14 protein-coding genes are annotated in these 13,316 nt (G+C 60.4%); 12 read left to right on the forward strand and 2 right to left on the reverse strand.

Annotated features, from left to right (window positions below; all coding sequences use genetic code 11):
* Window positions 1–99: 99 nt before the first annotated feature.
* The 10 genes from rsfS to lipA all read left to right on the forward strand — a co-directional run bounded on the left by rsfS (window position 100) and on the right by lipA (window position 9,609).
* Window positions 100–441 carry a ribosome silencing factor gene (gene rsfS / locus G5533_RS07620; RefSeq protein WP_005335165.1) on the forward strand — a complete coding sequence of 114 codons (342 nt, stop codon included), beginning with the start codon at window positions 100–102 and terminating at the stop codon, window positions 439–441.
* Between the two features lie 19 nt (window positions 442–460).
* Window positions 461–928, forward strand: a complete 468-nt coding sequence (gene rlmH, locus G5533_RS07625) for a 23S rRNA (pseudouridine(1915)-N(3))-methyltransferase RlmH (protein WP_005335166.1) — start codon at window positions 461–463, stop codon at window positions 926–928.
* A 103-nt stretch (window positions 929–1,031) separates the two neighbouring features.
* Window positions 1,032–2,954 (forward strand): penicillin-binding protein 2, encoded by a 1,923-nt coding sequence (gene mrdA / locus G5533_RS07630; RefSeq protein WP_216953017.1) that lies wholly within the window; start codon window positions 1,032–1,034, stop codon window positions 2,952–2,954.
* The gene (rodA, locus tag G5533_RS07635) at window positions 2,947–4,050 is read left to right on the forward strand and encodes a rod shape-determining protein RodA (protein ID WP_005335170.1); all 1,104 of its coding nucleotides are present in this window, start codon (window positions 2,947–2,949) and stop codon (window positions 4,048–4,050) included. The genes mrdA and rodA overlap by 8 nt, the downstream gene beginning before the upstream one ends.
* A complete protein-coding gene (gene mltB / locus G5533_RS07640; RefSeq protein WP_304520590.1) occupies window positions 4,050–5,048 on the forward strand; it encodes a lytic murein transglycosylase B in 999 nt (332 codons plus the stop codon). The genes rodA and mltB overlap by 1 nt, the downstream gene beginning before the upstream one ends.
* Window positions 4,990–5,970, forward strand: coding sequence for a septal ring lytic transglycosylase RlpA family protein (locus G5533_RS07645; RefSeq protein WP_421255389.1), 981 nt, complete (start codon window positions 4,990–4,992; stop codon window positions 5,968–5,970). The genes mltB and G5533_RS07645 overlap by 59 nt, the downstream gene beginning before the upstream one ends.
* 184 nt (window positions 5,971–6,154) lie before the next feature.
* Window positions 6,155–7,351 carry a D-alanyl-D-alanine carboxypeptidase family protein gene (locus G5533_RS07650; protein WP_216953014.1) on the forward strand — a complete coding sequence of 399 codons (1,197 nt, stop codon included), beginning with the start codon at window positions 6,155–6,157 and terminating at the stop codon, window positions 7,349–7,351.
* A 292-nt stretch (window positions 7,352–7,643) separates the two neighbouring features.
* Window positions 7,644–7,907 carry a DUF493 family protein YbeD gene (gene ybeD, locus G5533_RS07655; protein WP_005348100.1) on the forward strand — a complete coding sequence of 88 codons (264 nt, stop codon included), beginning with the start codon at window positions 7,644–7,646 and terminating at the stop codon, window positions 7,905–7,907.
* Between the two features lie 62 nt (window positions 7,908–7,969).
* Window positions 7,970–8,647 carry a lipoyl(octanoyl) transferase LipB gene (gene lipB / locus G5533_RS07660; RefSeq protein ID WP_441254671.1) on the forward strand — a complete coding sequence of 226 codons (678 nt, stop codon included), beginning with the start codon at window positions 7,970–7,972 and terminating at the stop codon, window positions 8,645–8,647.
* Complete coding sequence (gene lipA / locus G5533_RS07665; RefSeq protein ID WP_139740976.1) at window positions 8,644–9,609, forward strand: lipoyl synthase; 966 nt, start codon at window positions 8,644–8,646, stop codon at window positions 9,607–9,609. The genes lipB and lipA overlap by 4 nt, the downstream gene beginning before the upstream one ends.
* Before the next feature lie 106 nt (window positions 9,610–9,715).
* Here the strand turns inward: lipA and G5533_RS07670 are convergent, their stop codons facing one another.
* Window positions 9,716–10,276, reverse strand: a complete 561-nt coding sequence (locus G5533_RS07670) for an NUDIX hydrolase (protein ID WP_441254672.1) — start codon at window positions 10,274–10,276, stop codon at window positions 9,716–9,718.
* Between the two features lie 7 nt (window positions 10,277–10,283).
* Window positions 10,284–11,084, reverse strand: coding sequence for a DUF2989 domain-containing protein (locus G5533_RS07675; protein WP_441254673.1), 801 nt, complete (start codon window positions 11,082–11,084; stop codon window positions 10,284–10,286).
* Between the two features lie 211 nt (window positions 11,085–11,295).
* Between G5533_RS07675 and G5533_RS07680 the strand changes: the two genes are divergently transcribed.
* Together G5533_RS07680 and G5533_RS07685 are read left to right on the forward strand one after the other, a co-directional pair.
* Window positions 11,296–12,729, forward strand: a complete 1,434-nt coding sequence (locus G5533_RS07680) for a glyceraldehyde-3-phosphate dehydrogenase (RefSeq protein WP_421205092.1) — start codon at window positions 11,296–11,298, stop codon at window positions 12,727–12,729.
* Between the two features lie 72 nt (window positions 12,730–12,801).
* The gene (locus G5533_RS07685; RefSeq protein ID WP_005335194.1) at window positions 12,802–13,095 is read left to right on the forward strand and encodes a YeaC family protein; all 294 of its coding nucleotides are present in this window, start codon (window positions 12,802–12,804) and stop codon (window positions 13,093–13,095) included.
* Window positions 13,096–13,316: the final 221 nt, after the last annotated feature.

Genomic DNA, 13,316 nt, shown 5'->3' on the forward strand with positions numbered 1-13,316 from the left:
TGTCGTTATCCCGCCCCACCCGATGGGAAACGGGAGTGACCATGATATAATCCGCCGCCCTGACGCAAACGCTGCGCGCCGGAATACAGGAGAGACTCATTGCAAGGCCAAGAATTGCATGCCTTTATCATCGACAAGATCGATGACATGAAAGGCCGCGACATCATCACCCTCGATGTACGCGGCAAATCCAGCATTACTGACACCATGATCATCTGTTCCGGCAACTCCAGTCGTCACGTCAGCGCCATTGCCCACCATCTGGCCAGCGAGGCCCGCCACGCGGGTCTGGATCTGCTGAGCGTGGAAGGGCAACTGAGCGGTGAATGGGTGCTGGTAGATATGGGCTCGGTGATCGTGCATGTGATGCAGGATGAACACCGTGACTTCTACCAACTGGAAAAGCTGTGGAGCGGTGCCGCTCAAATGAATACGCAATAAGAGCACAAGTGTAACGACCATGAAGATCCAGTTGATTGCGGTGGGCACCAAGATGCCCGCCTGGGTAGAGCATGGCTTCGAAGAGTATCGTCGCCGCTTCCCCAAAGACATGCCGTTTGAACTCGTCGAGATCGGCGCTGGCAAACGGGGCAAAAATGCCGACATTCCCCGCATCCTGCAGAAGGAAGGGGAAGCCATGCTGGCGGCTGCGGGGCGCTCGCGCATCGTTACCCTCGACATTCCGGGCAAGCCCTGGACCACGGAGCAGCTGGCCACCCAGCTGGAGGCGTGGAAACTCGATGGCCGCGATGTGGCCCTGCTGGTCGGCGGACCGGAAGGCTTGTCCCCCGAGTGCAAGGCTGCTGCCGAACAGAGCTGGTCCCTGTCACCGCTCACCCTGCCCCATCCGCTGGTACGGGTACTGGTGGCCGAGAGCCTCTACCGTGCCTGGAGCATAACGACCAATCATCCGTATCATAGAGAGTGAGCCATGCGTCTCTGGAGTCTCACCTCTCATATTCACCCCTATCACAGAGAGTGAACAATGCAGTTCCTGCTCTTATTGCCCCCAAGGGTCTTGAGGTAAAGGCATGCTGAAACAACGCATCGAAATGCGCGATCACAGTGCCGAGGGCAATCTGTTCTTCCGGCGCACCCTGGTAGCCTACATCGGCATCGTCGTGCTGATGCTGGTGCTGCTGGGCAATCTCTATTATCTGCAGGTCGAGTCCTACGACACCTACCAGACGCGTTCCAACTCCAACCGCATCCGGGTAGTGCCGGTGGCGCCACCCCGGGGTCTCATCTACGACACCAACGGCGTGCTGCTGGCGGAGAACCGCCCTGTCTACAGTCTGGAAATCGTCCCGGAAGAGACTAGGGATCTTGAAAAAACCGCTGACCAGCTGATCGCCCTGCTGGGGCTGCCGGAAGGCACCAAAGAGAAGTTTCTGACCGAGGTGAAACGCCAACGTCGCTTCAAGCCGGTCCCTCTCTACGAAAAGCTGACCGAATATCAGGTGGCACTCTTCTCGGTCAACCAGCACAACTATCCGGGAGCCAGTATCGAGGCTTACCTCAAGCGCTACTACCCGTTTGGCGACACCCTGACCCATGCGCTGGGTTATGTGGCCAAGATCAACACCCGCGACGTGGAGCGTCTCGAAAAAGAGGACAAACTCGCCAACTATGCCGCCACCAAGGATATCGGCAAGCAGGGGGTGGAGAAGTATTACGAGGATGAGCTGCACGGGGTGGCGGGTTATCAGGAGGTCGAGGTCAACAACCGCGGCCGGATTGTCCGCACCCTCAAGTTCCAGCCTCCGGTTCCGGGCAAGGATATCTACCTCAATATCGACGTCCGGATGCAGCTCAAGGCCCAGCAACTGCTGGCCGGCCAGCGTGGTGCCATCGTGATGATGAACCCGAAAACCGGTGCCATCCTGGCGCTGGAGTCGAGCCCGAGTTATGACCCCAACCTGTTCGTGACAGGCATATCCAGCGCCAACTACTCGGCACTGCTCAACGATCCGGCACGGCCGCTGGTGAACCGCACCACTCAGGGCATTTATGCCCCTGCCTCCACCGTCAAGCCCATGATGTCCATCATGGGTCTCAACGAGGGGGCCATCACCCCGGGCTACCGCTATTTCGGCGGCCCGAGCTTCTCCATTCCCGGTACCACCAAGAAGTTTCGCGACTGGCGCCGCTGGGGTCATGGCTGGCTCGACGTCTATCGCGCCATCGAGGTCTCGGCAGATACCTACTTCTACGATCTCGCCTATCGGGTCGGCATCGACAAGATCCACAGCTATATGACCAAGTTCGGCTTCGGTCAGTACACCGGGGTCGATCTCTATGAAGAGACCAAGGGTGTCATGCCGTCTCGTGACTGGAAGATGGCCCGCTGGCGCCAGCCCTGGTATCAGGGTGACACCATCTCTGTCGGTATCGGTCAGGGCTACTGGAGCGCCACCCCGCTCCAACTGGCCAAGGCGATCAGCATCCTGACCCAAAACGGCCACGACGTGACGCCGCACTTGCTCAAGAGCACCGCTTCGCAGGCGGGGGTGGTCGATGCCCCGGTCAACCCCAACATCGCCCTCAAGCTCAAGAGCGACAGCTACTGGAAAGTAGCCCAGGACGGCATGTGGCGCGTCAACCATGGCAGTGAAGGCAGTGGCCGTCATGCATTTGCAAAGGCCCCCTACTCGTCAGGTGGTAAATCAGGCACTGCGCAGGTAGTCGGTTTGAAGGAAAATCAGGTCTACAACATCAAGACCGTCAAGGCGGAACATCGCGATAACGCCCTGTTCGTTGCCTATGCCCCCTTTGAGGCGCCCAAAGCGGTCGTCGCACTGGTGCTGGAAAACTCCATTGGTGGTGGTGGTGGCCGGGCTGCATCGCCCATTGCACGCCAGATGCTGGATGCCTATCTGCTGCCCCCAGATCCGCAACTGCCACCGGCACCGGAAAAGCCGTCCCAACCGAGTGAGGTCGCCCCCCATGAGTAATTCAGCCCGCCAGCAGAGTATCTGGTACAAGCTGCATATCGACCTGCCCCTGCTGTTGGGGCTGTTGGCCGTGATGACCCTCTCCATGGTGGTGCTCTACTCCGCCTCCGGTCAGGATATGGACTCCATCGTGCGCCAGCTGGTGCGCGGCGGTCTCGCCTTTGCCCTAATGATCGGCCTGGCCCAGCTGCCCCCCTCCCTCTACGCCCGCTGGTCGGTGCCGCTGTTCGCCGTGGTGGTGCTGATGCTGATTGCGGTGGACGTGTTCGGCCACATCGGCAAGGGGGCCCAGCGCTGGCTCGATCTGGGCTTTATGAAGTTCCAGCCCTCCGAGGTGATGAAGCTTTCCATGCCGATCATGGTGGCGGCCTGGCTCAGTCGCCACTCGCTGCCACCCAAGTTCAGCCATGTGGTGATCGCCCTCATCATGGTGCTGCTGCCCACCCTGCTGATCGCCGCCCAGCCGGACCTTGGCACCTCCATTCTGGTGGCCGCCTCCGGCTTCTTCGTGATCTTTCTGGCGGGGCTCAGCTGGTGGCTGATCGGCTTGGCGGTTCTACTGATGCTGGCCTTTATGCCGGTGCTCTGGTTCTTCCTGATGCACGACTACCAGCGCCAGCGGGTGCTGATGCTGCTCGACCCAGAGAAAGACCCGCTCGGCCGCGGCTATCACATCATCCAGTCCAAAATTGCCATCGGCTCCGGCGGCGTCTTCGGCAAGGGGTGGCTGCAAGGGACCCAGTCCCAGCTGGAGTTCCTGCCCGAGCGCCATACTGACTTCATCTTCGCGGTATTCAGCGAGGAGTTCGGTCTGGTGGGGGTTGCCCTGCTGCTGGTGCTCTACCTCTACGTCATCAGCCGCTGCCTGTTTATCTCGATGCAGGCCCAGAACAGCTTCGAGCGACTGCTGGGCGGCGCCATCACCCTCACCTTCTTCGTCTATGTGTTCGTCAACATGGGCATGGTGAGCGGCATCTTGCCGGTGGTAGGGGTGCCCCTGCCGCTGGTGAGTTATGGCGGCACCTCCATGGTGACCCTGATGGCCGGATTCGGTATCCTGATGTCCATCCAGACTCATAGAAGACTACTCGCCTGATGAGACGGGTTGGATTGCTGCTCTCGCTCGCCACCACGATGGCGACCGCCGCTGTGGCGCCGGATCGGTTGGCCCTGCTCGCCGAACAGCAACAGGTGCCGCTGGCGGAGTTGCAGGCCGCGGTCGCCCGCGCCCAGTTGCGCCAAGAGGTGCTCGACACCATCAGCAAGCCGTGGGAAGCCAAACCCTGGCATCGCTACCGGCCGCTGTTCGTTACCCCGGATCGCATCCGTGACGGCCAGCTGTTCTGGCAACAGCATGCCGCCACGCTGGCGCGAGCCGAGCAGACCTATCGGGTGCCCGCCTCGCTCATCGTGGCCATCATAGGGGTAGAAACCTTCTATGGTCGTCAGATGGGCCGTCATCCGGTGCTCGATAGCCTCTACACCCTGGGGTTTCACTACCCCGAGCGGGCCGACTTCTTTGCCAAGGAGTTTGCCCAGCTGGTGGTGCTGGCCAAAGAGGAAGGGTGGCAACTCGATACCCTCAAGGGCTCCTATGCCGGCGCTATGGGGATGGGGCAGTTCATGCCCTCCAGCTATCGCCACTACGCCGTCGATTTTGACGGGGATGGCAAGCGGGATCTGTTTGCCAACCCGGTCGATGCCATCGGCAGCGTGGCCAACTATTTTGCCAGCCACCAGTGGCGCTGGGGCGAATCCGTGGTGGAACCGGCCCAGATCGGGTTGATGGCAGTCGAACCTCTACTCAGGCCTGAGCCCGAGCTAACACAACAGTGGTCAGAACTGGCGGCGGCAGGGATTGAGCTCGCCACGCCGCTGGCCCCACAGACGCCGGTCAAGTTGCTGGCGTTTGCCCAAGCCGATGGACCGGAATACTGGGTCGCACGGCATAACTTTTATGTGATCACCCGTTACAATCGCAGCCCACTCTATGCGATGGCGGTGTATCAACTTAGCCAAGCCATTCAGGAAGCGTATGCATCTTCGTCACAAACTCCTCCCGCTCAGCCTGAGCTTGTTGCTGGCCGCCTGTAGCAGCCAGCCGGAACAGAGCGCCCCCATCGAGCCGCAAGCACCGGTCAGCAAGCCACCCGTTATCGAGATCCCGCAAGCCACCGGCGCCATTCCGCGCCCCGAGCCCCTGAGTGCCAGCGGCAACCGGGACTACTGGATCGGCAAGCAGAAGCACGAGGTGTGGCGCGACATCAAACACTACAGCGAAGAGGGCACCGCCAGCTGGCTGTCGCCGGATCTGGACGGCCAGAAGACCGCCAACGGCGATGTGCTGGACAGCAAGCTGTTCAGTGCCGCCCACCGCAACCTGCCCATCCCGAGCTATGTGAGGGTCACCAATCTGGACAACGGGCTGGAGACCATAGTGCGGGTCAACGATCGCGGCCCATTCAACAGCCCGCGCCTGATCGACCTCTCCTACGCAGCGGCCAAGCAGTTGGAGATGGTCGATAGCGGTGAAGCCCGAGTACGGCTGGAGCTGATCAGCGACACTCCGGATCAGATGGTGATCATGGAGCCAATGAAGCCCATCGAAATGACTCCGACCACTCCGGCTGCGGCCTCCAACACGCTGTCGCAAGATGGCTTCTTGGGTGAACCAACCGCACTGGCGATGGCCACTCCCGCTGCCGAACCAGCTCCCGTCAAGGCACCCGCCGCCAAGCCCGCCAAAGCGGCACCTGTCAATCCAGCGCCAGCCAAGGCCGCAGCTCCTGCCAGCAGTGGGGATGGCAAGATGATCCAGGTACTGGCCAGCGGCTCCCGGGATCGGGCCGAGGCGATGGGCAAGGTGATGACCCAGCGCCATGGTGTGCCCTACCGGATTGAAGCCCATGGCGCCATCTTCCGGGTCTTGATCGGCCCGGTGGAGGCGGATAAACAAGCCGCACTGCTGGAAAAAGTACGGCAAGGGGGACTGGAACAGGCCTTTATCGTACCCTGATCCCTCCTCTGACAGCGGCGGTGACCAATCTCCCGGCCCCGCCATCACGTCGCTTTATGGCGTGATGGCAGGGATTGATGGATAAAAAACCAGTCATGATCGCCATGTCGGACTATAACCTGCGGGCGCATCTGGTATAGTTAGGCCCGCATTTTATCCCCATCTGGCTCGCAGGAATTTCAAGATGTCCAAATTTGCCCGTTCAGTTCTTCTGGCCTCACTGATCAGCGTAACCGCTCAGGCCAATACGCCGGTGCCGACACCCACGCCGAACGCCAACCCAGTGGTGGTTCCCGCCGCGCCGGAGATCTCCGCCAAGGCCCATATCCTGATCGACTACTACTCCGGTCAGGTGCTGGCCGAGCAGAACGCCGACGAGCGTCTGCCCCCTGCCAGCCTGACCAAGATGATGACCTCCTACATCGTTGGCGACGAGCTGCACAAGGGGAACATCAAGGGCACCGACATGGTGACCATCAGCCAGAACGCCTGGTCCAAGAACTACTCAGACTCCTCCAAGATGTTTATCGAGGTGGGCAAGCAGGTCTCTGTCGATGACCTGAACAAGGGCATCATCATCCAGTCCGGCAACGATGCCTGCGTCGCCATGGCCGAACATCTGGCCGGCAGTACCGACTCCTTCGCCAGCCTGATGAATGCCTGGGCCGCCAAGCTCGGCATGAAGGACACCCAGTTCAAGAACCCCCACGGTCTGGATGAAGAGGGTCACTACAGTACAGCCCGTGATATGGCCCGCCTGGGTCAGGCACTGATCCATGATCAGCCGGAGGAGTACAAGATCTACTCCCAGAAATCCTTCGTCTTCAACGGTATCACCCAGCACAACCGCAACCGCCTGCTGTGGGATCAATCCCTGCAAGTGGATGGCATCAAGACCGGCCACGTCAGCCAGGTCGGCTATAACCTGGTCTCCTCTGCCACCAACAACGAAGGCATGCGCCTGATCGCCGTGGTACTGGGCGCCAGCAGCGAAGCCTCCCGCGCCGCCGAGAGCAAGAAACTGCTCACCTACGGCTTCCGCTTCTTCCAGAGCCTGACTCCGTACAAGGCAGGCACCGAGCTGGTCACCCAGAAGATCTGGATGGGCGACAAATCTGAAGTGAAACTGGGCGTCGACAAGGATGTCTCCGTGCTGGTCACCCGCGGTCAGGGCAACAACCTCAAGGCAGACTTCCAGCTCGACAGCGAGCTGAAAGCCCCGTTGGCCAAGGGTCAACGCGTTGGTACCGTGTTCCTGAAGCAGGGTGACAAAGAGATCAAGCAGGTACCGCTGGTCGCTCTGGAAGAGGTGCAGGAAGGTGGCTTGATGAGCCGTCTGTGGGACTACCTGGTACTGCTGGTCACCAGCTGGTTCAAGTAATCCGACGCACAATCCTCACCAAACAGCGGCGCCAACAGGCGCCGCTGCTGTCTGCGCCGGACAATGGCAGTGAATAACCCTGTAAACTGCAGGTTCCGCCTTACCCTGATTTGTGGTAAAAAGCAGCACTTCCATCCTTGTCTGACCGCTCCCGGCCTTGATCCCGGAGTGTGCGGCGCCCATATAGGGTTTAGCCGCCCCCATACAGACTTGAAATGGCGGCCTCCACGGGCCATCGGCCACTAGCCATCCAAGATGAAGTCATCATGCTGATGACGAAAAAGGTGAGTAAATGAATACCAAGTTTGATGAACTGCTGGAGTTTCCCTGCAAATTCCCGTTCAAGGTACTCGGCATCGCGGATCCTGCGTTGCCGGATATGGTGGTTGAAGTGCTGCAGCAGCACGCTCCGGGTACCTACAGCCCGACCGTCCAGCCAAGCTCCAAGGGGAACTACCACTCGGTTCGCGTGACCGTGACAGCCCAGAGCAAAGAGCACATCGAAGCGATGTACACTGCGCTTGGCAAGATCGAGCTGGTGAAATACGTACTGTAATTTCTCTCTCGCCCCGTTCTGCGGGGCGACTGTTTTTGGCCGCAGCACGCCACGAGGACACCATGTCATCCCAGATCCCCGCTCAGCACAGCCTGATAGTCAGGCAGCTGGGTCGCCGCCCCTACCAGCCGGTATGGGACGCCATGAAAGCCTTCACCGACAACCGCACCAGCGACACCCCGGACGAGTTCTGGGTGGTCGAACATGACCCCGTCTACACCCAGGGCCAGGCCGGCAAGGCCGAACACCTGCTCAATCCGGGCAATATCCCGGTGGTGCAGAGCGATCGCGGCGGTCAGGTGACCTATCACGGCCCGGGCCAGCTGGTACTCTACGTCCTGGTGGATGTCCGCCGCTGCAAATTCTCGGTCCGCGAGCTGGTGACCGCGCTGGAAACAGCCATCATCAACACCCTCGCCAGAAGCGATATCCAGGCCTATGCCAAGGCGGATGCCCCCGGGGTCTATGTGAAAAACGATCTGGGCATGGAGGCCAAACTGGCCTCGCTGGGACTACGCATCCGCAAGGGTTGCTCGTTCCACGGGCTGGCCCTCAACATCAACATGGACATGACCCCCTTCCTGCACATCAATCCGTGCGGCTATGCGGGCATGGCCATGACCCAGACCAGCGCCCTGGGCGGCCCGCAGAGCGTGGCCGAGGCGCAATCCATTCTGGTGGCCGAACTGGCCAGCCTGATTGGCTATCAGACAATAACAAACACCGAGAGTGAATCATGAGCAAACCCGTTCGTATGGAGCCGGGCGTCAAGCTGCGCGATGGCGACAAGATGGCCCTGATCCCGGTGAAATTCATGCCGGATCCCAACGAAGAAATCCTTCGCAAGCCGGACTGGATGCGGATCAAACTCCCCCCTTCCAGCCAGAAGATCGAACACATCAAGAGCACCTTGCGCAAGAACAAGCTGCACTCGGTCTGTGAAGAGGCCTCCTGCCCCAACCTGGCGGAGTGTTTCAACCACGGCACGGCCACCTTCATGATCATGGGCGCGATCTGCACACGTCGCTGCCCCTTCTGCGACGTGGCCCACGGCCGCCCGCTGGCACTCGATCCGGAAGAACCGAAGAAGCTGGCGCTCACCATCAAGGAGATGAACCTCAAGTATGTGGTGATCACCTCGGTGGACCGCGACGATCTGCGCGACGGCGGTGCCCAGCACTTCGCCGACTGCATCCGCGAGATCCGCGAGCACAGCCCGCAGACCCGCATCGAGATCCTGACCCCGGACTTCCGTGGCCGGATGGAGCAGGCCCTTGAGGTGTTCCGCGAAACGCCGCCGGACGTCTTCAACCACAACCTGGAAACTGCGCCGCGCATGTATCGCGTCGCTCGCCCGGGTGCCGACTACAAGTGGTCGCTGGAGCTGCTGCGCCGTATCAAGGAGATGCACCCCCATGTACCGACCAAGTCCGGTCTGATGATGGGCCTTGGCGAGACCAACGAAGAGATCGTCGAGGTGCTCAAGGATCTACGCGCTCACGGCGTCAACATGCTGACCCTGGGTCAGTATCTGCAGCCAAGCCGCCACCACCTGCCGGTCAAGCGCTACGTGCCGCCAGCAGAGTTTGACGAGCTGAAAGATGTCGCCATGGAGCTGGGCTTTACCCACGCCGCCTGCGGTCCTTTCGTACGCTCCTCCTATCACGCGGATCTGCAAGCCAAGGGCGAAGAGGTCAAGTAACCTCGCACGATAGAGCGGCCAGTAACCGCCACCCTCGCAATGAAAAAGAGCGCCTATTGGCGCTCTTTCTGTTGGTATCACTGACCGTTGCAGCTTGATCTACTCATCAGCCGTGGTCGAAGACCCCCTGCTGATGCCAGCGTTGCAACTGGGCCAACACCCGGGTCTCTCGCGCCGTCCACTGGGGACAGGGCCCCGCCAGCTGGGTCTTGTTGGTCTGCAGCGCTTCGTCGAGGCCAAACCAGCCGGGCACGAAGCCAAGGCGGATCTCGTAGGGCTGTGGCTGTGGCTCCACCAGTTGATCACCAATCCGGCACAAGTAGTACAGCGAGCGGATGCAGTAGGCATCGAACCCCGGCTCGCGGGCGGCGCGGTATTCCCGGGTCTCGCCAAGCAGGGTCCCTACTTCCAGCAACTCGGCACCGCACTCCTCCTTCAGCTCGCGGGCCAGCGCCACATGGTGGTTTTCCCCCGCTTCAACGCCGCCGCCAGGAAACATCAGATCACCGTTGACCCGGGAGTGGACCAGCAGCAACTCGTCGCCACGGAGTACTACGGCACGTACCGTAAGGCGTTCCAGGGTATGGCCATCGGTGATCACCTCGCCATGGACAAACGAGAGGGAAAAAGGTGCGGACCAGCAGCTGGCCGGGGATAGTGCAATCATCAGAGCCTCAGTGCCGATAGCTGCCGTGTTTCAGTTGATCGACTATTTCAGCCGCTCGCACGTCGTAGGCATCCTGATCTGTTTTGCTCAGGGTGTGATAAATACCAAAACGCCTGGCAGAGACCTCTGGCGCATCCTGAAAAGACTCACTCACCTTGCCCCACAGATAGGCCAGCCCGTACTGCTTCTGGCCCATATAGAGGGTGCTGAGGGAGGTGAGCAGGCGGCTGTTTATCTTGTCACCTTCCCGATAGAGGGAGAGGCCGTGATGCATGATGGAAATAGCTTTCTCGGGGTCGCTCTTGGCGTAGGCTCCGCCAAGGGCCAGCTGAAGTTCCGGTTCGTCGAGCACCTTGTTACCTTCCAGCGCCATAAACTGCTGACGGGCCAGCTCGTTGGTGTTGTTGGTCCAGTGCCAGAGCAGCAAGTAGGGATCCTGCGAGTTGCGGGTGGCCACATCGAGCTGGGTCAACTGTTCGCCAGCCGCCAGCATCCCCTCCACCCGTGGGCTCTTCTGCTCGCGGGCATTCTTATACTCGATGTTGGTAGAGCGCTCGGCACACTTAAGATAGCGCTCAAGGTTGCGCATCAGCTCGTACTTGCGCCGATCCGTTCCCTCCTCCTTGAGATAGAAGCGGCTGCGGATCACATCGGTACGCTCGTAGCGACACCAGCCATCGTCCACCAGATCCTGACAGAGCTCGGCATGGTTGCTGCAGATATTGTGGATCCGATCGTCATTGCAGCCAGCTACGGCAAGGCCGACTGAAAGCATGATGAAGGTCTGTCGCAGGGGGAAATTGGCCATGATTCACATCTTGTTGGTAACGCGGGTTGGTAACAACTGAAGCCTCTGTCGGCCACCACCGGCTAGCAAACCGGTTACATATCCATTACAATGCGCGCGCCATATAAGGCCGCGATTGCAGAATAATATAACGAAATATAGACCCCTACACTGATCTGCATTCGACGAATTTTCTATTTACACCAACAACGTGAAATAAAGGATCTGGTCAATGACCCACGAGCACTACTTGCAAGCGTGGCAGGAGAGCCAGGAGCTCGCCGAAGCCATGCAACCCTTGATTGGTCGCCTCTACCGACAACAAGGGGTCGAGATCACCCTCTACGGCCGCCCACTGCAAAACGCCTCCACCATCGATATCCTCAAGGCCCACCGGGTCGTCCGCCGCCACCAGGGCGCTCCCCTCCCCATCCAGCAAAGCTTCCCCCTGCTTCAGGCCATCGTTGCCCTCAAACCCACCGCTGCCGAGGTAGACCTTGGCAAGCTGGCAGTCGGCTACTGGCAGGATCATCAGGATGAGGCGGGGATCGAGGACTATCTGCAAGCGCGACTGGCACCGGCCCTTGGCCGCAACCAGATGCCGCAGCCGACCGACGTGGTGCTCTACGGCTTTGGCCGTATCGGCCGCCTGCTGGCCCGCCTGCTGATCGAGCGTACCGGCGCCGCCAATCCGCTGCGCCTGCGCGCCATCGTGGTACGCGGTGGTCGCGACGGGGATCTGGAAAAACGCGCCAGCCTGCTGCGCCGCGACTCGGTACATGGTCCCTTCAATGGCTCCATCGAGGTGGATGTGGAGCGCAGCGCCATCATCGCCAACGGCACCTTCATTCAGGTGATCTACGCCAATAGCCCGGCTGACATCGACTACACAGCTTACGGCATTCACGATGCGCTGATCGTCGACAACACCGGGGTCTGGCGCGATGAGGCTGGCCTCTCCGAGCACCTGAAAGCGCGCGGTGCTGGCAAGGTGCTGCTGACCGCCCCCGGCAAGGGGGAGATGAAGAACGTGGTGTTCGGGGTCAACCATGAGGTGATAGGCCCGGATGACAAGATCATCTCCGCCGCCTCCTGCACCACCAACGCCATCACCCCGGTGCTCAAGGTGATGCAGGAGCAGTACGGCATCCGCCACGGCCACGTGGAGACGGTCCACTCCTACACCAACGATCAGAACCTCATCGACAACTATCACAAGGGGGAGCGGCGCGGTCGCAGCGCGGCCCTCAATATGGTGATGACCAGCACCGGCGCCGCCAAGGCGGTGACCAAGGCGCTGCCGGAACTCAAGGGCAAGCTGACCGGCAACGCCATCCGGGTGCCCACACCCAATGTCTCGCTGGCCATCATCAACCTGTCGCTGGAGCAGGCCACCGATCGGGAGAGCCTCAACGCCTATCTGCAGCAGATGGCGTTAAGCTCGGCCCTCCATCGCCAGATCGACTTCAGCGCCAGCACCGAGCTGGTCTCTTCCGACATGGTGGGTTCCCGTTATGCGGGCATCGTCGACTCCCAGGCGACCATCGCCGAGGGGGATCATTGTGTGCTCTACGTATGGTATGACAACGAGTTCGGGTACAGTTGTCAGGTAGTGCGGGTGATGGAGCAGATGGCTGGCGTAGTCCGCCAGGATCTGCCTGCATAGACCGATAGAGTCTACCTGCATGACCCGTCAGATCCCGCAGTTTATGGCTCAATAGTTCAAGGAGAAGGCCGGATGTCGTTTCAACAGGGTGAGTTTTTGCAAGCAATCAGGCAGATGCCCGAAGAGGTGTACGAGCGGCTCAAGACCGCAGTCGAGCTGGGCAAGTGGCCCGATGGCAAGCCCCTCACCGACGAGCAGAAGGCCACCTCCCTGCAAGCCGTGATGGCCTGGCAGGCGATGCACCTCGACAATCCCGAGCACATGAACATCGGCCGTGACGGCGAGATTGTGATGAAGAGCAAGAGCGAGCTCAAGCGTCAGTATCGCGATGAGGAAGAGATAGTGCGGGTCGACCTCAACCACTGAGCCTGACCCGGCAGGCCGCTCGTGGCGGCCACAACAGAGAGGGGAGCCATGATGGCTCCCCTCTTTTTTCCTATCGATGCCGGGTGACTCATCCCCCTCATCCCCAACCCTTCTCCCGCCAGGGGGAGAAGGGAGCAGGCTCGCACCTGCGAACAGTGAACGGGCCACCTGCCAACGCTCTTCATGGCAAGCCTTGCGGCCAACCGCACCTCGAGCTATCC

The sequence above is a fragment of the Aeromonas sp. A600620 genome (genome assembly GCF_029479985.1).
GTDB lineage: Bacteria > Pseudomonadota > Gammaproteobacteria > Enterobacterales > Aeromonadaceae > Aeromonas > Aeromonas veronii_A.

Coding starts and splice junctions, on each gene's coding strand:
- rlmH (WP_005335166.1), top strand. CDS start 461: ATGAAGATCCAGTTGATTGCGGTGGGCACCAAGATGCCCGCCTGGGTA.
- mrdA (WP_216953017.1), top strand. CDS start 1,032: ATGCTGAAACAACGCATCGAAATGCGCGATCACAGTGCCGAGGGCAAT.
- rodA (WP_005335170.1), top strand. CDS start 2,947: ATGAGTAATTCAGCCCGCCAGCAGAGTATCTGGTACAAGCTGCATATC.
- mltB (WP_304520590.1), top strand. CDS start 4,050: ATGAGACGGGTTGGATTGCTGCTCTCGCTCGCCACCACGATGGCGACC.
- G5533_RS07645 (WP_421255389.1), top strand. CDS start 4,990: ATGCATCTTCGTCACAAACTCCTCCCGCTCAGCCTGAGCTTGTTGCTG.
- G5533_RS07650 (WP_216953014.1), top strand. CDS start 6,155: ATGTCCAAATTTGCCCGTTCAGTTCTTCTGGCCTCACTGATCAGCGTA.
- ybeD (WP_005348100.1), top strand. CDS start 7,644: ATGAATACCAAGTTTGATGAACTGCTGGAGTTTCCCTGCAAATTCCCG.
- lipB (WP_441254671.1), top strand. CDS start 7,970: ATGTCATCCCAGATCCCCGCTCAGCACAGCCTGATAGTCAGGCAGCTG.
- lipA (WP_139740976.1), top strand. CDS start 8,644: ATGAGCAAACCCGTTCGTATGGAGCCGGGCGTCAAGCTGCGCGATGGC.
- G5533_RS07670 (WP_441254672.1), bottom strand. CDS start 10,276: ATGATTGCACTATCCCCGGCCAGCTGCTGGTCCGCACCTTTTTCCCTC.
- G5533_RS07675 (WP_441254673.1), bottom strand. CDS start 11,084: ATGGCCAATTTCCCCCTGCGACAGACCTTCATCATGCTTTCAGTCGGC.
- G5533_RS07680 (WP_421205092.1), top strand. CDS start 11,296: ATGACCCACGAGCACTACTTGCAAGCGTGGCAGGAGAGCCAGGAGCTC.
- G5533_RS07685 (WP_005335194.1), top strand. CDS start 12,802: ATGTCGTTTCAACAGGGTGAGTTTTTGCAAGCAATCAGGCAGATGCCC.